This window comes from Prauserella oleivorans (assembly GCF_042685745.1).
In the GTDB taxonomy this organism is placed as follows: Bacteria; Actinomycetota; Actinomycetes; order Mycobacteriales; family Pseudonocardiaceae; genus Prauserella_A; species Prauserella_A oleivorans.
Window position 1 is genome coordinate 3,978,314 of record NZ_JBHUNT010000001.1, and the last position, 22,102, is coordinate 4,000,415.

At 72.9% G+C, this 22,102-nt stretch carries 22 protein-coding genes; 11 read left to right on the top strand and 11 right to left on the bottom strand.

Annotation, left to right across the window (positions count from 1 at the left end; translation table 11 throughout):
- The first annotated feature begins 15 nt into the window (after positions 1–15).
- Both ACFSZT_RS19500 and ACFSZT_RS19505 read left to right on the top strand, forming a co-directional pair.
- On the top strand, positions 16–768 hold the full coding sequence (locus tag ACFSZT_RS19500) for an IclR family transcriptional regulator (protein WP_377391090.1): 753 nt from the start codon (positions 16–18) through the stop codon (positions 766–768).
- Positions 769–849: 81 nt separating this feature from the next.
- The gene (locus ACFSZT_RS19505) at positions 850–1,233 is read left to right on the top strand and encodes a PPOX class F420-dependent oxidoreductase (RefSeq protein ID WP_377391093.1); all 384 of its coding nucleotides are present in this window, start codon (positions 850–852) and stop codon (positions 1,231–1,233) included.
- A 4-nt stretch (positions 1,234–1,237) separates the two neighbouring features.
- Here ACFSZT_RS19505 and ACFSZT_RS19510 read toward each other — a convergent pair whose 3' ends face one another.
- The gene (locus ACFSZT_RS19510; RefSeq protein WP_377391095.1) at positions 1,238–1,945 is read right to left on the bottom strand and encodes an MBL fold metallo-hydrolase; all 708 of its coding nucleotides are present in this window, start codon (positions 1,943–1,945) and stop codon (positions 1,238–1,240) included.
- Positions 1,946–1,980: 35 nt separating this feature from the next.
- On the opposite strand from ACFSZT_RS19510, the gene ACFSZT_RS19515 reads away from it, so the two are divergent.
- From ACFSZT_RS19515 to ACFSZT_RS19540, 6 genes are all read left to right on the top strand, one after another.
- Positions 1,981–2,769, top strand: coding sequence for a class I SAM-dependent methyltransferase (locus ACFSZT_RS19515; protein ID WP_377391098.1), 789 nt, complete (start codon positions 1,981–1,983; stop codon positions 2,767–2,769).
- Between the two features lie 76 nt (positions 2,770–2,845).
- Complete coding sequence (locus ACFSZT_RS19520; protein WP_377391101.1) at positions 2,846–3,268, top strand: hypothetical protein; 423 nt, start codon at positions 2,846–2,848, stop codon at positions 3,266–3,268.
- A 13-nt stretch (positions 3,269–3,281) separates the two neighbouring features.
- Positions 3,282–4,025 (top strand): SDR family NAD(P)-dependent oxidoreductase, encoded by a 744-nt coding sequence (locus tag ACFSZT_RS19525; RefSeq protein WP_377391103.1) that lies wholly within the window; start codon positions 3,282–3,284, stop codon positions 4,023–4,025.
- 115 nt (positions 4,026–4,140) lie between these two features.
- Entirely contained in the window at positions 4,141–4,533 is a 393-nt protein-coding gene (locus ACFSZT_RS19530) for a pyridoxamine 5'-phosphate oxidase family protein (protein ID WP_377391106.1), read from the top strand.
- 58 nt (positions 4,534–4,591) lie between these two features.
- The gene (locus tag ACFSZT_RS19535) at positions 4,592–6,259 is read left to right on the top strand and encodes a GAF domain-containing sensor histidine kinase (RefSeq protein WP_377391108.1); all 1,668 of its coding nucleotides are present in this window, start codon (positions 4,592–4,594) and stop codon (positions 6,257–6,259) included.
- Positions 6,256–6,909: a response regulator gene (locus ACFSZT_RS19540; RefSeq protein WP_377391111.1), complete on the top strand. Its 654-nt coding sequence runs from the start codon at positions 6,256–6,258 to the stop codon at positions 6,907–6,909. The genes ACFSZT_RS19535 and ACFSZT_RS19540 overlap by 4 nt, the downstream gene beginning before the upstream one ends.
- On the opposite strand, the gene ACFSZT_RS19545 is transcribed toward ACFSZT_RS19540, so the two are convergent.
- Positions 6,906–7,880 carry a nitroreductase family protein gene (locus ACFSZT_RS19545; RefSeq protein ID WP_377391113.1) on the bottom strand — a complete coding sequence of 325 codons (975 nt, stop codon included), beginning with the start codon at positions 7,878–7,880 and terminating at the stop codon, positions 6,906–6,908. The genes ACFSZT_RS19540 and ACFSZT_RS19545 overlap by 4 nt on opposite strands.
- 132 nt (positions 7,881–8,012) lie before the next feature.
- Between ACFSZT_RS19545 and ACFSZT_RS19550 the strand changes: the two genes are divergently transcribed.
- Positions 8,013–8,669 carry a response regulator gene (locus ACFSZT_RS19550; protein WP_377391116.1) on the top strand — a complete coding sequence of 219 codons (657 nt, stop codon included), beginning with the start codon at positions 8,013–8,015 and terminating at the stop codon, positions 8,667–8,669.
- Positions 8,670–8,672: 3 nt separating this feature from the next.
- Here ACFSZT_RS19550 and ACFSZT_RS19555 read toward each other — a convergent pair whose 3' ends face one another.
- From ACFSZT_RS19555 to ACFSZT_RS19565, 3 genes are all read right to left on the bottom strand, one after another.
- Positions 8,673–10,409 (bottom strand): sensor histidine kinase, encoded by a 1,737-nt coding sequence (locus tag ACFSZT_RS19555; RefSeq protein WP_377391119.1) that lies wholly within the window; start codon positions 10,407–10,409, stop codon positions 8,673–8,675.
- Positions 10,410–10,500: 91 nt separating this feature from the next.
- Positions 10,501–11,250: a hypothetical protein gene (locus ACFSZT_RS19560; protein WP_377391122.1), complete on the bottom strand. Its 750-nt coding sequence runs from the start codon at positions 11,248–11,250 to the stop codon at positions 10,501–10,503.
- Entirely contained in the window at positions 11,240–12,229 is a 990-nt protein-coding gene (locus tag ACFSZT_RS19565) for an Acg family FMN-binding oxidoreductase (protein WP_377391125.1), read from the bottom strand. Before ACFSZT_RS19565 ends, ACFSZT_RS19560 begins: the two co-directional genes overlap by 11 nt.
- 784 nt (positions 12,230–13,013) lie before the next feature.
- Between ACFSZT_RS19565 and ACFSZT_RS19570 the strand changes: the two genes are divergently transcribed.
- On the top strand, positions 13,014–13,922 hold the full coding sequence (locus tag ACFSZT_RS19570) for a universal stress protein (RefSeq protein ID WP_377391128.1): 909 nt from the start codon (positions 13,014–13,016) through the stop codon (positions 13,920–13,922).
- Between the two features lie 13 nt (positions 13,923–13,935).
- On the opposite strand, the gene ACFSZT_RS19575 is transcribed toward ACFSZT_RS19570, so the two are convergent.
- From ACFSZT_RS19575 to ACFSZT_RS19585, 3 genes are all read right to left on the bottom strand, one after another.
- The gene (locus ACFSZT_RS19575) at positions 13,936–14,934 is read right to left on the bottom strand and encodes a DUF3048 domain-containing protein (RefSeq protein WP_377391131.1); all 999 of its coding nucleotides are present in this window, start codon (positions 14,932–14,934) and stop codon (positions 13,936–13,938) included.
- A 99-nt stretch (positions 14,935–15,033) separates the two neighbouring features.
- Positions 15,034–15,621 carry an Rv1733c family protein gene (locus tag ACFSZT_RS19580; RefSeq protein ID WP_377391133.1) on the bottom strand — a complete coding sequence of 196 codons (588 nt, stop codon included), beginning with the start codon at positions 15,619–15,621 and terminating at the stop codon, positions 15,034–15,036.
- A gap of 188 nt (positions 15,622–15,809) precedes the next feature.
- Positions 15,810–16,493: a CBS domain-containing protein gene (locus ACFSZT_RS19585; RefSeq protein WP_377391136.1), complete on the bottom strand. Its 684-nt coding sequence runs from the start codon at positions 16,491–16,493 to the stop codon at positions 15,810–15,812.
- Positions 16,494–16,994: 501 nt separating this feature from the next.
- On the opposite strand from ACFSZT_RS19585, the gene ACFSZT_RS19590 reads away from it, so the two are divergent.
- A complete protein-coding gene (locus ACFSZT_RS19590) occupies positions 16,995–19,820 on the top strand; it encodes a patatin-like phospholipase family protein (protein WP_377391138.1) in 2,826 nt (941 codons plus the stop codon).
- Between the two features lie 65 nt (positions 19,821–19,885).
- Here ACFSZT_RS19590 and ACFSZT_RS19595 read toward each other — a convergent pair whose 3' ends face one another.
- The 3 genes from ACFSZT_RS19595 to ACFSZT_RS19605 are packed head-to-tail and all read right to left on the bottom strand — an operon-like array spanning position 19,886 to position 22,074.
- Positions 19,886–21,118, bottom strand: coding sequence for a styrene monooxygenase/indole monooxygenase family protein (locus ACFSZT_RS19595; RefSeq protein ID WP_377391141.1), 1,233 nt, complete (start codon positions 21,116–21,118; stop codon positions 19,886–19,888).
- The gene (locus ACFSZT_RS19600; RefSeq protein WP_377391143.1) at positions 21,111–21,758 is read right to left on the bottom strand and encodes a GTP-binding protein; all 648 of its coding nucleotides are present in this window, start codon (positions 21,756–21,758) and stop codon (positions 21,111–21,113) included. Before ACFSZT_RS19600 ends, ACFSZT_RS19595 begins: the two co-directional genes overlap by 8 nt.
- A complete protein-coding gene (locus ACFSZT_RS19605; protein WP_377391587.1) occupies positions 21,733–22,074 on the bottom strand; it encodes a DUF742 domain-containing protein in 342 nt (113 codons plus the stop codon). The genes ACFSZT_RS19600 and ACFSZT_RS19605 overlap by 26 nt, the downstream gene beginning before the upstream one ends.
- Positions 22,075–22,102 lie beyond the last annotated feature (28 nt).

Genomic DNA, 22,102 nt, shown 5'->3' on the forward strand with positions numbered 1-22,102 from the left:
GGGCATTATCAACGAATGTGTCCCGCTCACCGGAACGACGACGCGTCGACCGCCGCCCGGCTCACGGCCCTGCTCACGGCGTTCCGGCCCGGTGACGAGGCGCTGGGCGTGTCCCAGCTCGCGCGCCGGACCGGCCTGCCCAAGTCGAGCGTCCACCGGCTGGCCGGACACCTCGTCGCGCACGGGCTGCTGGAGCGCGACGATCGCGGCGCTGTGCGGCTGGCGCTCAAGCTGTTCGAGGTCGGGCAACTGGCCGTGCAGCAGCGCGGTCTGGTGGACGCGGCGCGACCGCATCTCGCCGACCTGCGCGAGGCCACCCGCAACACCGTGCACCTCGCGGTGCTGGAGGGCACCGAGGTCGTCTACCTCGACATTCTGCGCGGGCCCGACGCTCCCGCTCTGCCGTCCCGGGTCGGCGGCCGGTTCCCGGCGCACGCCACTGCGGTGGGCAAGGCGATCCTGGCCTTCTCGCCGGAGTCCGTCGTGGACGGTGTGATCGGCGGCGGTCTGGCGCGGGTCAGCAGGCGCACGGTCACCGCGCCGGGCATCCTGCGCAGGCAGCTGACGCGGATCGCCGAGGAGGGTGTCGCCTATGACCGCGAGGAGTCCGGCATCGGAGTCGTGTGCGCGGCCGCCCCGCTGCTCGGCTCGGACGGCTCCGCCCGCGGGGCGATCTCGCTGTCGGGCTGGACCAACCGGATGCGGCTGGACCGCGTCGCCCCCGCGGTGCGCACCGCGGCCCTCGCCCTCTCGCGCACGCTGCACTGACCGTCGCGCCGTGTCCGCCGTTCGCGCAGACGGCCGGCACGGCGGCCGGAGTCGGTGCCGGGCGTGGCTAGGGTGTCCGGCATGCCGAGCGACGAGCTGACCGAGTTCTGGCGCGAACGTCACCTGTGCACCCTCACGACGCTGCGGGCGGACGGCACCCCGCACGTCGTGCCGGTCGGCGTGACCGTGGACGAGGACTTCACCCTCGCCCGGGTGATCTGCTCGGGGGACAGCGTGAAGGCCCGCAACGTCCGGCGGGCCGGTGAGTCCGGCGCGCCGGTGGCGGTGAGCCAGGTGGACGGCCGCCGGTGGTCCACACTGGAGGGCCGCGCCGTGGTGCGGGACGACCCGGACTCGGTGCGGGAGGCCGAAGAGCGCTACGCGCGGCGCTACCGCACGCCCCGGGTCAACCCGAAGCGCGTCGTTCTGGAGATCACCATCGAACGCCGGCTCGGCCTGCGCTGACCGGTCAGCCGAACATCGCCCGCCACTGTTCGAGCGAGCTGGCCCGGAACACGACGTTGTCCCGCTTCACGGCCGACAGCGGCGCCGACGGTTCGGCCGAGTACAGGTGTCCCGGGTAGACCACCGGGTCGCCGGGCAGGTCGGCCAGCCAGCGCAGACTGCGGTACATCGCGTCGGCGTCGCCGCCGGGGAAGTCGGTGCGGCCGCAGCCCTCGAGAAACAGCGTGTCCCCGGCGACGAGCCGGCCGTCGACGAGGAAGCACTGGCTGCCGGGCGTGTGGCCGGGCGTGTGCAGCAGACGGACGCCGATCGCGCCGACGTCCACCTGGTCGTCGTGGTCGTGCGCGACGAGGTCGGTCCCGGACACGCCCGTGGTGCGCCGGACCCAATCCGACTCGGCGGAGCTGACGTGCACCGGCACCTGCTCGCGGGCGAGCAACTCGATGAGCCCGGGCAGCGCGATGCCCATCAGGTCGCCGCCGACGTGGTCGGGGTGGTGGTGGGTGACGAGCACACCCGCCAGCCGCATGTCGTCCGCCGCCAGAGCGTCGAGCAGATCCCCGACGGCGTAGGCAGGGTCGACGACGACGGCCTCCCGGGTCTCCCGGTCGCCGATGAGGTAGGCGAAGTTGCGCATCTGGGTGGCGACCGGGTCGCCGACGGCGAAGTCGCGGCCCGCGAGCAGTTGGCGGAAGTACAGCCGATCGGACATACGGTGATCGTAGACATCCGGGGTGGGGAGTGCTCGTGAGCGCGACGCGACGCTGGCAGGCCCAGCTGGAGGCCTGGCGGATCCCGGAATCGATCCTGGCCACCGCCGAGGACTCGCCGTGGGTGCTGCCGCGGCACCTGTTCACGCGGCGCGCCGACATGCTCGCCGGCCACCCCGAGGGCGCGTCGTTCCCCGCCGCGTGGCAGGCGCTCGAGAAGCCGGGCTCGGTGCTCGACGTCGGGGCCGGCGCGGGGGCGGCGAGCCTGCCGCTGGCGGCCCGGTGCACCACGATCACCGCCGTCGACCACGACGCCACGCTCCTCGCGGGGTTCCGCGCACGGGCGCGTGAACTGCGCGTCACCGCCCGCACCGTCGAGGGCACGTGGCCGGAGGCCGCGGCCGAGGCCGGGCCTGCCGATGTCGTGGTGTGCCACCACGTGCTCTACAACGTGCCCGACCCGGCGCCGTTCGTCCGGGCGCTCACGGTAGCCGCCCGCCGGCTCGTGGTGGTGGAGCTGGCGGCACGTCATCCGCTGACGGCGCTGGCCGACCTCTGGCGCCACTTCCATGGTCTCGACCGGCCCGACGGGCCCGCCGCCGAGGACGCGCTGGCCGTGCTGGGCGAGCTCGGGATCACGCCGGCCGTGCGCCGGTGGCGACGCGAGCGGTCCGCCTCGGCCGGTCATCCCGACTTCGCCGCCCTCGTCGAAGTCACCCGGCGGCGGCTGTGCCTGCCCCGCGAACGCGCCGGCGAGGTCGCCGAGGCGCTGCGGTCGCGGCCGGTGCCGGACACCGACATCGTCACGCTGACGTGGGTTCCGTGATGCGCTGGGTAGTCCTGCGGGCACGGATGCGACAATCCGCAGAACCTGCCCCCGTCCGTGAGGAGGGAGCGCGCCCGTGCTGCGCGCAGTGCTCACCGCGCTCGTCGCCGCGATGATCCTGGCCACCGGCGTGGCGAGTACGGCCATCGAGCCGCCGCGTGCCCGTCCGGCGGCCGCCGCTGCGTCCCGCGCCGAGCAGCCGCACCACATCCGCATCGTCGTCTCCGGACCGCCGGACACGCTGATGCGCGTGATCCGCGGCAGGACCGGCACCGACGTGGCCCTGGGCGGCCATACCTTCGACCACGCCTTCGTCGAACCCGCCGGCAGCAAGGGCTACCTCGGCATCAAGGTGCTCGCCGCGAGCAGGGAGCCGCGCGGTATCCCGGTGCGCTGCCGCATCGTCATCGACGGCAAGGTCGTGTCGTCCCATGCGGCGGCGCGGCCCGACCAGACCGGGCTCGCGCAAGTCCTGTGCACGGTGCCCCAGGGCGTCTAGCAGACTGGCGCCCATGAGCGGAACGGTTGTCGTCCTCGGCGGACGCAGTGAGATCGGCCTCGCGGTGGCCACCCGCCTCGCCCGGCAGGGCTCACGGGACTTCGTGCTGGCCGCCCGGCGCAGTCACGACCTCGACGCCGAGGAGGCCGCGCTGCGGGAGGCCGGGGCGACGACGGTGGCGCGGGTCGAGTTCGACGCCGACGACATCGACCGGCACCCGGACGTGCTCGGCGAGATCATGACCGCGCACGGCCCGGTCGACGTCGTGGTGACGGCCTTCGGCATCCTCGGCGACCAGCAGCGTGCCGAGCGCGACGCCGCGCACGCGCTGGCCATCGTCCATACCGACTACACCGCCCACGTCAGCGTGCTCACGCATCTGGCGAATCTGCTACGCGCGCAGGGCAGCGGCAACCTGGTCGTGTTCTCGTCGGTGGCCGGAGTGCGGGTGCGCCGGGCGAACTACGTCTACGGTTCGGCGAAGGCCGGCCTCGACGGCTTCGCGAGCGGACTGGCCGACGCCCTGGCGGGCAGCGGCGTCCACCTGCTTCTGGTACGGCCCGGATTCGTCGTCGGGCGGATGACCGACGGCATGTCGCCCGCTCCGTTCTCGAGCACCCCCGGCCAGGTCGCGGACGCGACGGTGGCCGCGCTGCGGCGCGGCAGGCACACCGTGTGGGTGCCACCGATCCTGCGGCTCGCGTTCGGCGCGCTGCGGCTGCTCCCGCGTCCGCTCTGGCGCCGGCTTCCCCGCTGATCGGCCGGGCGAAGCGGCAGGACCAACGGCCCTATGCGCATGCCCGAACAGGGCCGACGGTGGGGCAGGGACTCTCGAGAATGCGCGAGACCCCGACCACGCGGAAAGGCGTCGGATGCTGGACTCCTTCGGATTCGAGGTACTCCGTCGCGATCAATGCCTGGAGCTGCTCGCCGGGCTGGACGTCGGACGGGTGATCTTCACGCATCGTGGGCTGCCGGCCGTGCAGCCGGTGCGCTACATCAGTCACGGCGAGGAGGTGCTCTGCTGCGCACCGGAGGTCAGCGCACTCTTCCATGCCGCGGGCGACGCCGTCGTGGCGTTCGAGGTCGACGACTTCGCCGCCGACCGGGAGTCGGGCTGGTTCGTCACGGTGCTCGGCCGAGCCCGGTTGCAGGGGGCGGAGGGGGTTCCCGAATCGCTGCCCGCGATGTCGTGGCGGTCGGTCGGCGACGACCGCTACCTGTGCATTCCGATCGAGGTGGTGTCCGGGCGCCGGCGCAAGTAGTTCCCGCCGGAACGGAACGCACCTAGACTGCGACAGCAACAGCGCCGACCTTGGGGGCGTGGTGACGTACCGCAGCGACCGCCGCCTGCTCGAGGCAGTGGTGAGCGTCGCTCAGGATCTCCGACTCCAGGACGTGCTGCAGCGGATCGTCCGCGCGGCACGGGATCTCGTCGACGCCGAGTACGGCGCGCTCGGCGTCATCGGCGAGGACGGGCAGCTCAGCGAATTCATCACCGTGGGTATGGATGCCGGCACACGCGAACGCATCGGGCCCCTGCCCACCGGCGGGGGCGTGCTGGGCCAGCTCATTACCCACCCGCACCCGCTGCGGCTCGCCGACCTGCGGGAGCACCCCGCCGCGACGGGATTCCCGCCGCAGCACCCGCCGATGCGGTCCTTCCTCGGCGTGCCCATCCGTGTCCGGGACGCGGTGTTCGGCAACCTGTACCTCACCGACAAGCGCGGCGGTGAGTTCACCCAGTACGACCAGGACCTCGTGTGCGCGCTCGCCGCCTCGGCGGGCCTGGCCATCCACAACGCGTCGCTGTACGAACGCACCCGGCTGCGGCAACGCTGGCTCGAGGCCTCCCACGAGGTGACCAGCACGCTGTTGAGCGGCGGGAACCCGGCCGACGCGCTGCCACTCATCGCCGAGCGTGCCCGCACGGTGTCCGGCGCGTCGGTGGCGGCCATCGCACGCCCGGTACCGGGCGACGCGTCCCGACTGCGGTTCGACGCCATCGACACCGGTGACCTCGTCGCCGGTGACCTCTCCGGCCTGTGGGTGGCGGCCGAGGGCACAGCGACCGGCGAGGCGTTCAGCACCGGCAAGCCGGTGTCGGTCCGCGGCTACGGGCGCCTCGCGGCGGAGTACCAGCAGGGCTTCGGCACCCGCCTGCCCCCGTTCGTCGCCCACCTGGATTCCGCGCTCGCCGTTCCGCTCACCGTCGGGGACACCACGCTGGGTGTGCTCGTGGTGGCGAAGGTCGACGACACGGTGCCGTTCTCCGACGACGAGATGGAGTTCGTGCAGGGCTTCGCCACGCACGCCGCACTGGCGCTGGAGTTCGTGCGGGCGGCCGAGGACCGCGAGCGCATCGCGGTGTTCGAGGACCGTGAGCGCATCGCCCACGACCTGCACGACCTCGTGATCCAGCGGCTGTTCGCCATCGGGCTCGGGCTCGAGGCGCTCGGCAAGAGCACCGGCGAGCCCCGCGTCGCCGCCCAGGTCGGCACGTTCGTCGCCAATCTGGATCAGACCATTCGCGACATTCGCGACAGCATCTTCTCGCTGCAGGAGCCGAGCGAGGCACCCGGCAGCCTGCGCGGCCACCTGCTCGGTCTCGCACTCGAGGCGGCACCGGCGCTCGGGTTCCACCCGCGTGTGGGTTTCGACGGCCCGCTGGACACGGCGGTCCCGGACGTGGTGCGGCCGGACGTCACGGCCGCGTTGCGGGAGGCACTGTCCAACATCACCCGGCACGCTCGGGCTCGCTCGGTGTCGGCCGACGTGGCGGTCGACCGCACCGGCACCACGCTCACCCTCACCGTGGCCGACGACGGTGCCGGCATGCCGCCCCGGCCGCGCCACCGGGGCGGGCTCGACGCCCTCGCCCGCCGGGCCGCCCGCTGGGACGGACGGCTGTCCCTGCGCGAGACTCCCGGCGGTGGTACCACGCTGACGTGGGCCATTCACCTGCCTCGCGATGAGGAGGACAGCCCATGATCTCCGTCTTCCTGCTTGACGACCACGAGGTCGTGCGCGCGGGGCTGCGCACCGTGCTGGAGACCGAGCCCGACATCCATGTCACCGGTGAGGCCGGCACGGCCGCCGAGGCGCTCGCGCGGGTACCCCGGGTGCGCCCCGACGTGGCCATCCTGGATGTGCGCCTGCCCGACGGCGAGGGTGTGTCGGTGTGCCGCGACGTCCGGGCCGCCCTCGACCCGCCACCGGCATGCCTGATGCTCACGTCCTACTCCGACGACGACGCCCTGTTCGGCGCCGTGATGGCGGGGGCGGCCGGGTACCTGCTCAAGCAGGTCTCCGGCACGTCACTGGTGTCGGCGGTGCGCACGGTCGCCGGCGGGGGGTCGCTGCTCGACCCGCACCTGACCGAGCAGATGCTGGCCCGGCTGCGCGCCGACCGGGAACCGGATCCGCGCTATGCCGCTCTCAGCCCGCAGGAACGGCGCGTGCTCGACCTGGTGGCAAGGGGACTGACCAACCGGCAGATCGCCGAGGAGCTCACCCTCGCGGAGAAGACGGTCAAGAACTACGTGTCGTCGTTGCTGCACAAGCTGGGGTTCGAACGCCGCACGGAGGCGGCCGTGTTCGCGGCCAGGCGCAGGCGCACGCCGTTCGGCCGCAGGCCTTAGCTCCGCAGGGGGCACGGCATGCGGTAGGCACCCCAGGGCACGTAACCCGCCGGATGGCCCACGCGCATGAGCAGCTGCGGGACTCCGGTGATGCCGAGCCTGTCCACCAGCACCTGCCGGACACGCGGCCGGTGCAGCGGCCGGGTCTGCACGGCCGCCGCGAGTCCCATGTCCACCGCGGCCAGCCACGCGTGCTCCATCGCGATGCCGGTGCGCAGGTGGTCGATCCTGGTGTCCTCGGGTGCTGCGAACACGAGCAGGGTCTCGGCGCTCAACCGCTCCCGCAGCCGCTGGGGATCCGGCACCGTCGTGCCCGGCCGGACCAGACCCGCCCACGGCAGCGACGACCCGAGTGTCCCGAGGCGCGCGACGTCGCCCGCCCGCGGGTGCGGCCATTCGCCACCGGAGGTCCACAAGGGGACCTCGCCGTGGTCGTCCGGCGTCGCCTGCGCGTAGGACGCAGCGCAGGCCTGCACCTCGGCGAGCACGCCGGCCTGCTCCTCGCCGGCGACGAGCAGGCCCTGCACGCCGTCGTACGCGGCCGCCGTGGCCAGGTCCTTGCGATCGCAATCGGACACCGGCTGGGACAGGAACGGATACCGGTAACTGCAGCGGCGCGCGATGGCCGAGAAGCGGTGCAGGTCCACCTCGCTCGGCACCCGCGGCCCACGGGCACGCACGCGTGCGAGCAGATCCGGCTCGGTGTGGTCGGGAAGCAGGTGGATCTCCGTGTCCCGGCCGAGCACGCGCATACCCAGCTCGACGTTCGCGACGGCCGCGCCGCACGAGATGGCGACGTCGGGCGCGGACGCCCCGTCCCCCGGTCCCCGCCCGGCGACCGCGTACAGCAGGGCCTCGCCGCCGGGCAACCGCAGCGCCCACGGCTGTGTGTTGCCGACGGAGGGCGCCCGAACGACGGCGCGGGCCAGCACATCGGTCTCCCCCACCGACCACTCGGACACTGCTCTCATGGTGACCACGATCCTCTCCGGACGGAGCCGGGGCGCCGTGCGGAAGTCCCTTCCCGGAGGGACTTCCGGCCCGCGGGGCCCGCTCCCGTCGGATGTCGTGCGCGAGCCGGCACCGACGGCTACCGTGATGAGGTGCCCATCCGTGTGTTCCTGGTCGACGACCACGAGATCGTGCGCCGGGGCCTCGCGGACCTCCTCGAGGGTGAGCCGGACATGGAGATCGTCGGCGAGGCCGCGTCGGTCAGCGAGGCATTGGCGCGGGTTCCTGCCGCCGGGGCCGATGTGGCGGTGCTCGACGTGCGGCTGCCCGACGGCAACGGCGTCGAGCTGTGCCGGGAGCTGTCGTCCCGAGTGGACGGCCTGCGTTGCCTGATGCTCACCTCGTACGCCGACGACGAGGCCCTGTTCAACGCGATCATGGCGGGAGCGTCGGGTTTCGTGCTCAAGCAGGTGCTGGGCTCGGACCTCATCTCGGCCGTCCGCACGGTGGGGTCGGGCGGCTCGCTGCTGGACAGCCGCACCACGGCCGCGCTCATGAGCCGGATCCGGCGGGAGCGAGCCGAAGCCGATCCCGTGGCCGCGTTGTCGGAGCAGGAACGCGCGGTGTTCGACCTCATCGGTGAGGGCCTCACCAACCGCGAGATCGCGCAGCGGCTCTTCCTCGCCGAGAAGACGGTGAAGAACTACGTGTCCCGGTTGCTGGGCAAGCTGGGCATGCAGCGCAGGACGCAGGCCGCGGTGCTCGCCACGGAATTGCGCCGGGCGGGCCAGCAACCGCCCGAGAAGTGAGGCTCAGCGGATCAGCGCGTGCCACCGCACCGCGGTGCCACCGCCGGTCCGGTCGCTGATCTCCATCGACCCGCGGCACTGGCGGGCCCGCTGCAGGAGGTTGTCCAGGCCGCTGCGCCGAACGCCGGGCGGAATGCCCGTCCCGTTGTCGGTCACCTCGATGGTCAGCTCGTCCGCGGTCACGTCGACCGACACGGTGATCTCGTCGGCGCCCGAGTGCCGCAGCGCGTTGCTCAACCCCTCGCGGAGCACGGCCTCGGCGTGCTCGCCGACCTGAGGCGGCACGAACGTGTCGACCGCCCCGGAAATGCGCATCGCGGGCGAGACGGTGGTGTCGGTGGTCAGCTCGGCGGCGATGTCGAGCAGCCGCCTGCGCAGGCTGGACGGGCGCTCGGTGCCGGTGGTGTGCAGGTCGAAGATCGACGTGCGGATCTCGCGCACGGTGCGGTCGAGCTGTTCCACCGAGTGCTGGACGCGTTCCCGGGCGTGCTCGTCGGTGATCCTGCGCAGTGTGCCCTGCAAGCTCATGCCGGTGGCGAACAGCCGCTGGATCACGTGGTCGTGCAGGTCCTGGGCGATACGGTCGCGGTCGGCGAGCACGTCCAGCAGCCGCTGGTTGCGTTGCTTGTCGGCGAACTCCAGGGCGACCGCCGCCTGGTCGGCGAGCGAGGTCAGCATCGGCAGCTGGTCGGTGCGGAACACCGGCGCGCCCTTGGACCGAGCGACGACCACGACCCCGCCGGTGCCGGAGGCGCTGCACACCGGAACGGCCGCGGCCGGGCCGAACCCGCCGGAGGTCACCCGGGGCTCGTCGAGTGCGACAGCGAGATCCGGCAGCAGCAGGGGCTCACCGGAGCGGAGTATCCCCGCAATCGGCGAGTCGCCGGCGCCGTCGACAGTGAGCCCCATGAGCCCGGCTCCCCGTTCGCCCGCGGCGACGCTCACCGAGATGAGGTCGCTGCCCTCCTCGCCCGGCAGCAGCATGAAGGCGTCCTCGGCGCCGGCCAGCTCTCGTGCCCGCTCGGCGATGAGGCGCAGCGTCGCGGCCACCGAGGCGCCGCCGAGCAGCTCGCCGTTGATCTCCGCGACCGCGCCGAGCCAGCGCTCGCGCATCCGGGACTTCTGGAACAGCCGCGCGTTGTCCACGGCCACCCCGGCGGCCGCGGCCAATGCCTGCAGCACCACCTCGTCGGCCGAGGTGAACACCTCGCCGCCGCGTTTCTCGGTGAGGTAGACGTTGCCGAACACCCGGTCGCGCACCCGGATCGGCGCGCCCAGGAACGTCTTCATAGGCGGGTGGTTGCGCGGGAAACCCGTCGACGCGGGGTGCTGGGACAGGTCGTCCAGGCGCACCGGTTTCGGATCCTCGATCAGCAGCCCGAGCAGCCCACGCCCCTCGGGCAGGTGGCCCATCGAGGCGCGGGTCTCGTCGTCGATGCCCACATGGACGAACTCGGACAGGCCACCGTCGTCGGAGAGCACGCCGAGCGCCCCGTAGCGGGCGTCCACGAGATCCACGGCGGCCTGGACGATGCGCTGCAACGTCGAGTCCAGGTCGAGGCCGGTCGCCACTGCGAGCACCGCGTCGAGGAGGCCCTGCAGCCGGTCGCGGGTCTTGACGATCTCGTCGAGCCGGTCCTGGACCTCGTGCAGCAGTTCGTCCAGCCGTAGTCCCCCGAGCGCGCGGATGCCGGGCTCGGCGGGACCTTGACCCTCGGGCTCTGACGGATTCGCCGGCATCGGTCTCCGATCGTTCTGGCGTCCGCACCAGACACCTCGCACCGCGAACATCGAACGGGGATCCGACGGTATTACCTCGGCGAGCCGGTTCTCAACCCTCTGCCCTGCCCAGACGCAGCAACAGTTGCGGGCTGCCGCCGGGCCTGCGGGTGCGCACGACTCGCTGCCGGAACTCCCGGAACTGGAACGGACTGGTCTGCGGAGCCACCGTGAGCCCGCGTGCCCGCGCCGCGAGTGAGGCCTCCTGCAGGGCGGCACCGGCCAGCACCTGGTCGCGCCTGCTGTCGGACGTGGTGACCACGAGCAGTCCGGGATCCGGGGTGTGCCTGCGGCCCGCCGTAGTGAACGCGGGCAGCGGCACCAGCCATACCCCGGGCATGGTGCCGGCCTGGGCAATCTCGTCGACGAGATCGACGGGCAGCGCGGACGGGTCGACGGTGTGCCGGTGCGGTCTGTGGTCGAAGATCGCCTGGAACCGGCGAGCGTCGGCCGCGGACGGGCGTCGACGGTCCCGCGCGGTCACGGTCGCGATGGTGTCCGCGCGCGACGGATCGCCCAGCAACGCTGTCTCGGGCCGCCAGCCGAGCATGCGCACCGCGACCGCGACGCAGGCCACCGCGGTGCCGCAGGCGATCACCCGGTCGCGCCCCGTTCCCTCGTGATTCCAGGTGGGTGCGTCGAACCGCTCGTAGAGCTCGACGCGGGAACCGTGGATCTCGAGCGTCCACGGACCGCCCACGCCGCACGGGTAGGAGTTGAGCGCGGCGCGGGTGAGCACGCTGCGCTCATGCCCCGACCATGCGTGCTCGACGGGCCGGGTGAGCAAGGGACTACTGGTCATAGGGCCACTCCTGCATCGTGACGTCCTCGACGGGGCGACGCCGGGTGATCGAGACCGGGCAGCCGTAGCCGAGCCGGAACACCGTCTGGGGGTGGTGGCGGTCGCCGAGCATCGCGTGTAACACCGCCCGCGCGGAGGACACCTCGACCAGCGGCGACAGGAACGAGGCGCCGAGCCCGGCGGCCGTGGCGGCCAGCAGCACCCGCTGCATGGCCTGGCCCGCTCGGATGACGTCGCGCCGCGTGTCCCCGGGTGTGGTGAGCACGGCGACCAGGGGCCCGCGGCGCAATCCGCTGCCGCCGGGGCCCTCGGGCACGGTGTCGTCGGGCCGGGCGAGCAGCGGTTCGCCGGGCGTGGCACGGGGTCCGCCCGCGGTGGCGGGCACGCCGTCCGGCCGCCGTCCGGTGCGGGTCCACGCCCGCACCTCCTCCTGGAAGCCTTCGTCGCGGGCCTGCACGGCGTCGGCACGCCGCAGCAGCGCGGCGAGGGCGGCGAGCCGCGGCGGCTGTTCCAGGAGGAGCAGCTGGCCGCCCTCGGCGTGCGCGGCCATGACGAGTGTGTGCCGCACCGCCGTGGGCACCGGCCGGTCGAGGAAGGGCCTGCGGTTGGTGTGCCGGTGGCCGATGGCCGTGGCCAGCCGCAGCTCGTCCGGTGCCGGGCGATGCGGTCCGCCGACATGGACGCGCGCCAGCAGCCGGGGCCGGGCGGGGTCGGGCTGGATCCGCACCTCGGAGGCGTGCCCGCGTGCCGCGAGCACGAGGCGGATGTTGAGCAGGGCGGCGCCGCACGCGAGGGTCGCCTCCCGCGCGCCCGGGTCGCAGACGCCCAGGATCCGGGTCTCGTCGAGCAGCACGTCGATGCGGCCCGTGCCGACCCGGAACTCCCAGGGCTGGGTGTTGTGCGGCGACGGTGCCCGGACGGCCGCGAGCAGCGCCGCGTGGAGCAATCCGGTGAGGGGTGGGGTGGTCGTGTCGGTCATGGGGTGCTCCCGCCGCCTGGTGGCCGGACCGTGCGTCCGGGTGCCTGCCTCGTCGTGCTGCGCTGGGCGTGCAGGGCGCCCCCTGTCCTCCGCCGGCACGCGCGGCGCGGTGTCCGGGGCCGGTTCCCCGGCCCGGGACGGCTCGGCACACGACCGGCTCGACCGTGGGCGGGCGCGACACAGGCGTGGACCACCCGCAGTGGGACGGACCGGTGACCGGCCTCCACCGCGGCGGGCTCGTCACCGGCGACGGCCCGGTTCCGTACCCGTTCTCCCTGGCTCGGCACGGTTCCATCGTGCGCGGCAGGCAGGGGTGCGCGCGTGGGCCGAAAGCCCTTCGTTGTCCGGGTCCCTTGATCCCTTTCCGGCCCGGTTCCACCCGGGACGCAGCCGCGGACGGTCCCGGCCGGCGCGCGCGACGGCGGTGACCACCGGGTTTGGCGTCGCGTGCAGGGCGGCGTGGACGGATCGGAACCGACGACCGCACGATCCCGGGCCTCCGGCTCCGGCCACTCCGCCCAGGCAGCTCGCGGGCGTTCCCGGGCTCGGTGGCGGCGCGCTCCCCACCGGCCAGCCGCGCACCGCGCAGGATCCGATGGTTTTCCGCCGGCGTCCGATGCGCCCGCCGTGAGGAGGCGGCAGGCCATAGTGGACCGACGAGGCGCGGTGCGCCACGCGGCGTCGATCGTCGGGTCCGGCCACCGACGGCAACGCGGCGCCGGGTGACGAACACGGCCTACCGTGAACACCGACGGCAGGCCTGCGCGGCAATCCAGGAGGACTCATGACCGAAGCAGGGCACGTCCGTGGTCCCGTGGTGGCCGGTGTCGACGGCACCGAGGCATCGCTGCGTGGAGTGCGCTGGGCGGCGGCCACGGCGGCTCGCCACCGCGTGCCGCTGCGGCTGGTCCACGCGGCCGGCTACGCCGACTTCTACACCGGTGAGAGCATCCCGCCCCCGGAGCGGTTCAAGGAAGACCTGCGCAGGCAACGGTGGGAGTTCTTGCATGCCGCCCGCCGCGTCGCCGCCGAAGAGGGCAGCCCCGAGGTCCACACCGTCCTCGACGCCGACCCGCCCATCCCGTGCCTGGTCCGCATGTCCAGGACCGCGCGGATGGTGGTGCTCGGCTCGTCCGGGCACAGCGGCCTGGTGGGCCTGCTCGTCGGCTCGGCGACGCTCGCCCTGGTCAGCCACGCGTACTGCCCGGTCGTGTCCGTGCGGGGACAGCTCCCCGAGCCGGCCGAGGCCGACCCGCGGCCCGTGGTCGTCGGTGTCGACGGCAGCCCGCTGAGCGAGCGGGCCATCGGGTACGCCTTCGACGAGGCGTGCTTCCGCGGCGTCGACCTCGTGGCCGTGCACACCTGGAGCGACTCGGACACCGACATCTTCAGCCAGGCGCGGATGTACTTCGACTGGGAGCCCATGCGCGACACCGAGGAACGCCGGCTCGCCGAGCGCCTCGCAGGATGGCGGGAGCTCTATCCGGACGTCACCGTGCACCGGGTACTGGTCAAGGACCGCCCCCGCCACGAGCTGCTGGAGTGGAGCCGCAAGGCACAGCTCGTCGTCGTGGGCAGCCGTGGCCGGGGCGGGTTCCGCGGCATGCTGCTGGGTTCGACCAGTCATGCCCTCGTCCACAACGCGGAGTGCCCGGTGATGATCGCGCGCCCCGTACCGAGCCCGGCCGCGTGACCGCACCCGCCGGTCACCGCGGCACGAGCAGCACCCACACCGGCCCGGGTGCCAGCGGCAGCGGCCGGCCGGACCCGGTAACGAAGCGCGTCCCTTCGCCCGCCGCCGGCCTCGACCACCTGCCCTCGTAGGCCATGCCGTCCCGTAGGACGGTCGCCGGGCCGTCGCCGACCGTGATCGCCACCGGGGAGACCTGACCGGCCGCATCCCGCACCTGCATGCCTTCCCGGACCCGGATGCGCTGCACCACGACGGTCGCCGCGCCGACCCGCCCGCTCTCGGTCGTGATCAGCGGTTCGTCGTTCATCGAGACGACCCAGCGTCCCGCCTCGGGTGACCAGCTGAAGCGGTACGACGCCGCCCGGTACCCGACGTCGTGGCGAGTGGTGGCCGTTCCGCCCGCCGGGGCGGCACCGAACTGGAACACATGGCGTGGCCCGGGGCCTCCGCCGCCGCGCGGCAACCGGCCGGGCCGGACGTAGAGGTTGTGCGGGATCCGGCGGTCCGGGTCGCGGTAGAAGGCGCGGGGCGCGTCCCGGTCGGTGACCAGCATCATCGGCGCGCGACGCAGCAGCGGCTGGATCTCCGGTGCGCCGCCCGAGTACGCCAGGACCGGGTGGCCGTACTGTGCCAGCAGCTGGATGTCGGTCTCGCGTGCGCTGCGGACAGGCCCCACCACGTCGGGCAGGCGCGCGGAGTAGAGCGCGGCGAGCCGGGTCAGGCCGCCTTCCACCGGCTCGACGTACACGACGTCGGCCGCCGAGAGCCCGGTCTGGGGTTTGGCCGCGGCGACGTTGTCGATCTTGACGACCAGCACGTGGTCGGCCTGCGGGGGAACCGGCACGGCGGTGCCCGGCGGCGTGGCCGGTTCGTCCTCGCCGCCGTAGACCAGCAGCGCCGCGATCCCCGCCGCGACGACCACGAACACGCCGACGGCCGCGATCAGCTGCCGGACGGCCTTGGAGGGCACGGCGACCACCTCCTCCTCGCCGTGGCGACCACGCAGATCCACGACCGCCGCGGCAGAGCCGATCGGCTCCTCCAGTTCAGCACGGCGGGGCCGTGTCCGCGATTCCGGCGAGGCCGGTCAGGGGTCGAAGGCGGTGCGGTGTCAGCGCCGGGTCCACTCCCGCTCGACGCGTTCCCACTCCCGCTCCCAGTACACGCTGCGCGCGCGGGCCAGCAAGGCACGGAACCCGGCGTAGACGAGACCGCACAGTCCGACCACGGCGAGCCAGGCCGAAACACCGACACTCACACCGTCGGTGATCGCACCGGCCGGGGTGGCGGGCGGGGACGTCAGGTCGCCGGCGTCGTCGACCCACACCGCGATCTCGGTGCCCTGCGCCATGCCCCGGTAGGTCGAGACATCGCCGACACGGGGCGCGCCGTCCGGGGTGTACCACCGGGCGGGCACCTCGACATTGCGCAACTCGGTGGTCGACGTGCCGACCGGCGCGTCGGCGAGCAGCACCGCGGTCGTCTGGTGCTTGGTCCCGGCCTCGCGCTCGAGCGTGGCCATCCGCTCCGCGTAGACGTCACTCCCCCACGACGCGGCCACGGGGATCGCGCACAGGGCAAGCAGGATGAAGGACACCAGCAGCCGTGCCTCCCAGCGGTCCCCCGGCCGGGCCAGCGGGTTGCGACCGACGTGCAGCCGTCGCCACAGCCGCACCACCCTGCTCTCCCCCGATCCCACGTGTCCCCCTTCCACACCGGAAAACGGCAGACGCCTCTCTTCATTATTCCCGGGAGTTCCCGTTCCTATTCAACGACTACGTTCCCGAGAACACACGAAGGTGTCTGTGACGATGGCGACACCTTCGCTCAGTGTCACCGGCGCCGAAGGGGTCGACTGTCCACAGTGTCCGGTTGATGCGGCGCGGGTCACGACCCCGACTTCACCCGGGTGCCGTCCGGGGTGTCGTCCCAGACGTAGCCGAGCCGGTTCCGGACCTCGGCCACCCCGGGCACGCCCCGCGCCAGCCTGCCGGCGAGCTCGGCGTCGCTGCGGCTCTCGACCTGACCGAGCAGGGTCACGACCCCGTGCTCCACGGCGATGCCGACCGTGTCGGGTTCCACCCACAGGATGCGCGTGAACACGTCGGTGGCGATGTCGTGCCGGATGTCGTCGTCGGGCCGGGCGGGGACGCCCGCGACGTGCCGGTACGACAGGACGCCGGCGAGCACGCCGTCGTCCACCACGAACATCCAGCGCAGCCTACGCTGCTCGAGTTCCCTGGCCACCCGGCTCACCGGAGTGGCGGCATCGACGGTCGATGCGGGCGAGGTCATCACGTCACCGGCGCGGCGGTCTTGGGCGCTGCGCAGGCGCTGCTTGGCCCGCTGCCACTCGAGCCACGTCCGCCGAGCGCGGTGCCGCGCCCCGCCCCACGCACACATCAGGTCGGCCTCCGAAACCACGCCGACCGGCCGACCACGAGCGTCCACGACCGCGACGGCTCCCGCTTCCGCCGCGGCGAGCACCCGGGCGACCGTGCCCAGATCGGTCTCGGGTGTGACGCTGCGCGGGTCCGGGGTCATCACGTCCCGCGCGGTGAGTTCTGACATGGTGTGCTCCTCCCCTCGGGCCCGCGCCCGCGGCGACGGCCTGCGCCTTCACGGTCCGATTCGCGTCCCGCCCGCTGGTAGGGCACAACTGCCCTGACCGCGGAGTAGCCCGCGCTCGCCACCCGAACGGCCCATCGCCAGGGCGGGGTCCCCGCTCGGCCGATAGCCCGTTCGGACGCAAGCCTTCCCGCCTCGGTCGACAGCCCGGGGCAGGGACCGCCGTCCGCCGCCGCGGCCAGGGCCCGACGGCCCACGCGACGCCGGAGCGGTAGTGGCCGTAAGCGCCCTAAGCCCCGCGTCCGGACGGTGCCGCCCGGCCTCGGGCGGCGGCCACTCCCCCGCACGCAGCCATCGGTCCGCGGGAGCCACCGCCCCGGGAGCCGCGGTGCCCACGGGCGCGGCCGCCCGCCGTGAGCCGCGCGAGTTCCTTTACACCCCGCGGGGTGACCGCCAGACTGCTCGCGTCACCAACCGTGTCCAGTCAGCTGCTCAGGGGGAACCGTGTCCGCCGCGTCGTCGCCGAGTACCGCACCGAGCCGGGTGCGAGCCCTGGGTCTCGTCGCGGGGGCGCTCGGCCTCGCGGTCGTCGGCGCGCTTCTGCCCTGGCCCGCCGGCGCGATCACGCGGGCGCTCGCCGGATCCGCCCAGCCGGTGCCGCTCCCCGCGGGAACCGGCACCACCGCTGCCTGGGGACTGCCCGCGGTCGCCTGTCACGGCCTGGCGCTGTGGCTCGGCGGCACCGCGGCACGCTGGGTCGCCTGCACCGTGCGGGAGGCCCGAGCCGCCCGGTTCGCACGGACGGCGGCCGTGATCGCCGGGGTGGCCGGCTTCCTCGGCAACCTTCTCCTGCTCCTGGCGACCAGGGCGCGGGGCACTGCGGTCTGGGCACTGGAGGCCACGAGTGCCCTGGCCGTCCTCGCGTGCGCCGCCGCGCTCCCGGCGGCCGTGCTCGCCGGGTACGGTCTCGCCGTCCTGCTCTGGCGCTGCGTCGTCCACACACCCGAACGGCTCGCCGCCCGGCAGAGCGGCGACGTCCGGACCGAACCTCCCCGGCCACTTGAGGTGGATGACCCGGTCGTGCCCGGCGGCGCCGCGCCGGACAGGACCCGGTGGCACAACGCGTACGCCGTCCCGGACGTCGACCCGGGTGCGGTCACCGAGCGCTGGCGGCGCGGCGAGCACACGACCGGGATCTGCCTGTCCGGCGGCGGCATCCGCGCGGCGAGCGTGGCACTGGGCGCCCTTCAGTCACTCCGAACGGACCTGCTCGACGCGGACTACCTCGTATCGGTCTCCGGCGGCGGCTACACAGCCGGCGCCTTCCAGCAGGCGCTCACCGGCGCCTCCGCGGACGGCGGGGCGAGCGGCAACGGCCAGGTCGTGCGGGACCCTCGTTCGGTCTTCACGGAGGGCACAGCGGAGCTCCACCACATCCGCAGGAATTCGAGCTACCTGGCCGACACCCCGGCGCGCATGCTCGGCGCGCTCGGCCGGATCGCCCGCGGTCTGGTGCTGTCCCTGACGGTCCTGTTCGGACCCGCGATCGTGCTCGGTGTCCTCTTCGGACTCTTCTACGATCGAGTACCGATCACCGAGCTCGAACCCGGCCTGAGCGGCGTCCCGGTTCCGCGCCCCGGTGGCCTGTTGGCGCTCGGTGCGGTCACCGCTCTGGCGTTCCTGCTTGCGCTGTTCGCGCGCGGGAACGCACCCCGGCGCGTCCGTTCCGCGCGCCTCGCGCCGTCGGTCACGGCGCTCGCCGTCGTGCTGGCGGCGCTCGTCGTGGTCGTGCCCGCGCTGGTCTGGGCCGCGGGACGGTTGGTGTCCACGATGGACGCGGTGCGCGGCTTCGGTCCCGTGGGCACGGTTCTGCTGACCTACGCCGCCGCGCTGGCGTCGATGTTCTGGAAGCACCGTAGCCGGATCGGCGGCCAGGCCACGGGCATGTTCCGGCGCCGTTCAGGCGGGGTACCGGCCGCGCTCCCGAGTGGCGTCCTGCAGCGGTTGCTCGTCATCGTCACCACCGGCATCCTCGTCGTCGCGTGGCTGCTCGTCTTCGCCGGGTCCGCGGGAACACTCGGCGATCCGGCGGCACTCTGGACGGCCGCCGGGGTGGCCGTGGTGGTGCTCGTGCTCGGCATGGGCTTCGACAACACATCGCTGAGCCTGCATCCCTTCTACCGCAGGCGCCTCGCCGCCGCCTTCGCGGTGCGCCGGGTACGGCGCTCGGCAGACGGCCAGCTCGTCGCGGTGCCGTACGACCCGGCCGAGCGGACGACGCTGTCCGCCTACGGCAGGGTGGCCGGGGACGTCCGGTTCCCGCAGGTGATCTTCGCCGCCTCCGCCAACCTGACCGGCGAGAACCGGACCGCTCCTGGCCTGGGCTCCGTGTCGTTCACCCTCGGCGCGGACTGGACCGGCGGGCCCGACGTGGGCTGGGTCCGCACGCGCGACCTCGAGGAGGCGGTCACCCCGCGGTTCCGGCGCGACCTCACCGTGCAGGGTGCGGTGGCCATCAGCGGGGCCGCGTTCGCGTCGTCGATGGGCCGGTCGAGCCGCTGGTTCCAGGTGCTGCTCGCGGTGTCCGGCGCCCGGCTCGGCGCGTGGCTGCCCAACCCCGCGTTCGTCCGGCACGCGCGCGAGGCCGCCGACCGCGGCAACTGGGCGCATCCGTGGCTGCCCCGGGCACGCCGGTTGCCCTACCTCGTCCGGGAGGTGTTCGGCCTCCACCCGCACGACGAGCGGCTGCTGCACGTGACGGACGGCGGGCACTACGACAACCTCGGCCTCGTCGAGCTGTTCCGGCGCCGCTGCACCCGCATCTACTGCGTCGACGTGAGCAACGACACACCACCCAGCGCGAGCACTCTGGCGCAGGCCCTCACCCTTGCCCGGCAGGAGCTGGGCGTCCGGGTCGACCTCGACGAACCGTGGCGGGCCGATCCGGGCACGGCCGAACCGCAGGACACGGGCACGCCGGAGCTCACGGCCAGGCTGGCGTCCTCGCCGCTCATCACGGGAACCATCGTGTACCCGCCCGAGTCCGGGATCGCGCCGGAGGTCCGGGGCCGGCTCGTGGTGGCGCGGGCACAGCTCTGGCCGGAGCTGCCGTACTCCCTGCTGTCCTACGCCGCCCACCATCCGGAGTTCCCGAACGACAGTACCGGCGACCAGTGGTTCGACGACGCCAAGTTCTCCGCCTACACCGAGCTCGGCCGCCGGACCGGCGCGGAGGCCCGCCAGGCCATGGGCTCACCACAGGTCACCGTGGCGCCCCAGAAGGCCGCGGAGGACACCGGGGCAGCACCCGTGTTGCCGGATACGGCGTGACGGGCCCGCACACACACGTGGCCGGACCGGCAGGGCACGCCGGTCCGGCCACGCGGTGGGTTCGGTCAGTTCGAGACGCTCGCCAGGTAGGCGGCCGCCTTGTCCGGGTCCAGGAACCAGTGCTGGAAGTCCGTCGGGTCGGTGAAGCCATTGGCGAACCGTCGCGCCACCGCCGGGTTCTGCGCCGCGGCACCGACGATCTCGAGCACGTGCGGAGGCGGCGGCTGCAGCATCGCGTTGGTCCACTCGGTCACGTGCTTGGCGTAGTCCCAGTACCGTTCGAACGTCTGAACCATCCACGACTCGTCGAACGGCTGGTCCCCACGCTCCAGAATGGACTCCAAATACACCGCCGCGCACTTCGCCGCGTTGTTGGAGCCCTGGCCGGTGATCGGGTCGTTGGCCACCACGACGTCGGCCATGCCCAGCACCTTGCCGCCGGAGGGCAGCTTGCCGACCGGCTTGCGCACCACCGGGGTGTAGCCGCCGGCGAGTGTCGCTCGCGAGTCGGTGAGCTCGGCGTTGCGGGCGCGGTCGTACTCCCACGGCAGGAACCGCTTCATGAGGCTGAGAATGCGCTCGAAGTGCTCCTGCGGCCCGGGCCGGTCGGAGAAGCAGTCGAGCGGCCCGCCCGGAATCCCTTCGAAGAAGAGGATCTCGCAGTTGCCGGTGACGGTGTAGGCCGGGATGACGAACAGTTCACCGACTCCGGGGATGAGGTTGAACCGCACCGCCCGGTACTCCGGGTGCTCCGGCCGCGGGTCCACGCCGTGCGCGTACGCCAGCGACAGCGCGCGCTGCGGCTTCGTGTACGGCGAGCGGGAGGGATCACGGTCGAAGAGCTGCACGAGCTCGCCCTTGCCGGCCGCGACCACCACGAGGTCGTACATCTCGGCCAGCGAGTTCAGGTCCGCCGTCGTGACGCCGTGGATGATCAGCTTGCCACCGCGTTCCTCGAACAGTTCCAGCCAGCCGGCCATCTTCACGCGCTGGTCGACCGACTGCGCATAGTTGTCGAGGCGCGCGAACCAGTCGATCGCCCGGCTCGAATCCGGTGCGGCGACCGAGACACCCAGTCCCTCGACCTTGACCGTCTGCTCCTCCCAGAGGTTCAGACCGTACCGGCGCTCCGTCTCCAGCGAGTCGTGGAACATGCACTGCGTGGACATGACCCGGCCGTTGCGGATCTCGTCCGCCGTGCGCGCCGACATCACCGTGACGTCGTAGTCGTGCTGCTGCAGCGACAAGGCCAGCTGGAGGCCCGACTGCCCCGCGCCGACGACCAGAACCTTACGCATGTGCTCTTGCCCTTCCCGGTTCCGACAGTTCTGCCAGCGACAACGTGTAGCGCACGAGTTCCCGCAACGCTTCCGCCGTCGATTTCGGATCGCGCGCGTCACACGTGATGAGCGGAATCGCCGGGTCGAGGGCCAGCGCGTCCCGCACCTCGTCGAGGTCGTGGTGCACTTCGCCGTTGAACCGGTTGACCGCCACGATGAACGGCAGATCCGAGTCGTTCTCGAAATAGTTGATAGCCGCGAACGACTGCTCGATCCGGCGGGTGTCGACCAGCACGATGGCCCCCAGCGCGCCCCGCGACAGGTCGTCCCACAGGAACCAGAACCGCGCCTGGCCAGGGGTGCCGAACAGGTACAGCAACAAATCCGAGTGCAGAGTGATCCTGCCGAAGTCCATGGCGACGGTGGTCGTGGACTTGGTGCCGTCCACCGGCAGGTCGTCCACGCCGGTGCTCGCCTCGGTCATCCAGGCTTCGGTGTTGAGCGGAGGGACCTCGGAGACCGAACCGACGAACGTCGTCTTGCCGACGCCGAAGCCGCCGGCGATCACGATCTTCGCGGAAACCGTCAGCAGCCCCGCGTCGGCTCCTTCTTCCGTGGCCGCCTCCGCGCCGTCAGACCGGTAGCCGCTTGAGTCCATCGAGGATCCTCTCGAGTACGTTCCGATCGTGCTGATACGCGTACGCCGTGGGATGGATGTAGATCGCCCCCTGCGCGGCCAGGTCGCTGACCAGGACCCGGACCACGCCGAGCGGCAGCGACAGCGACACCGACAACTCGGCGATCGACACCCGGGTACGCGCACGCTCGTACAGCATGCGTGACTCCGGCATCAGGGAGTCGCTGAGGCTCGGGTCGTAGCGCGGCACCGACACCAGCGTTTCGACGAGCAGGTCGTAACGCGGTTTGGTGCGTCCGCCGGTGAGCGCATAGGGACGAATTCGCTTGCTGCGCATCCGCTTCGGCTGACCGGACCCATTCTCT

Bases quoted from the DNA above. Each gene is read 5' to 3' on its own strand.
- ACFSZT_RS19500 (WP_377391090.1), top strand. From the start codon at position 16: ATGTGTCCCGCTCACCGGAACGACGACGCGTCGACCGCCGCCCGGCTC.
- ACFSZT_RS19505 (WP_377391093.1), top strand. From the start codon at position 850: ATGCCGAGCGACGAGCTGACCGAGTTCTGGCGCGAACGTCACCTGTGC.
- ACFSZT_RS19510 (WP_377391095.1), bottom strand. From the start codon at position 1,945: ATGTCCGATCGGCTGTACTTCCGCCAACTGCTCGCGGGCCGCGACTTC.
- ACFSZT_RS19525 (WP_377391103.1), top strand. From the start codon at position 3,282: ATGAGCGGAACGGTTGTCGTCCTCGGCGGACGCAGTGAGATCGGCCTC.
- ACFSZT_RS19530 (WP_377391106.1), top strand. From the start codon at position 4,141: ATGCTGGACTCCTTCGGATTCGAGGTACTCCGTCGCGATCAATGCCTG.
- ACFSZT_RS19540 (WP_377391111.1), top strand. From the start codon at position 6,256: ATGATCTCCGTCTTCCTGCTTGACGACCACGAGGTCGTGCGCGCGGGG.
- ACFSZT_RS19545 (WP_377391113.1), bottom strand. From the start codon at position 7,880: ATGAGAGCAGTGTCCGAGTGGTCGGTGGGGGAGACCGATGTGCTGGCC.
- ACFSZT_RS19555 (WP_377391119.1), bottom strand. From the start codon at position 10,409: ATGCCGGCGAATCCGTCAGAGCCCGAGGGTCAAGGTCCCGCCGAGCCC.
- ACFSZT_RS19560 (WP_377391122.1), bottom strand. From the start codon at position 11,250: ATGACCAGTAGTCCCTTGCTCACCCGGCCCGTCGAGCACGCATGGTCG.
- ACFSZT_RS19565 (WP_377391125.1), bottom strand. From the start codon at position 12,229: ATGACCGACACGACCACCCCACCCCTCACCGGATTGCTCCACGCGGCG.
- ACFSZT_RS19570 (WP_377391128.1), top strand. From the start codon at position 13,014: ATGACCGAAGCAGGGCACGTCCGTGGTCCCGTGGTGGCCGGTGTCGAC.
- ACFSZT_RS19585 (WP_377391136.1), bottom strand. From the start codon at position 16,493: ATGTCAGAACTCACCGCGCGGGACGTGATGACCCCGGACCCGCGCAGC.
- ACFSZT_RS19595 (WP_377391141.1), bottom strand. From the start codon at position 21,118: ATGCGTAAGGTTCTGGTCGTCGGCGCGGGGCAGTCGGGCCTCCAGCTG.
- ACFSZT_RS19600 (WP_377391143.1), bottom strand. From the start codon at position 21,758: ATGGACTCAAGCGGCTACCGGTCTGACGGCGCGGAGGCGGCCACGGAA.
- ACFSZT_RS19605 (WP_377391587.1), bottom strand. From the start codon at position 22,074: ATGCGCAGCAAGCGAATTCGTCCCTATGCGCTCACCGGCGGACGCACC.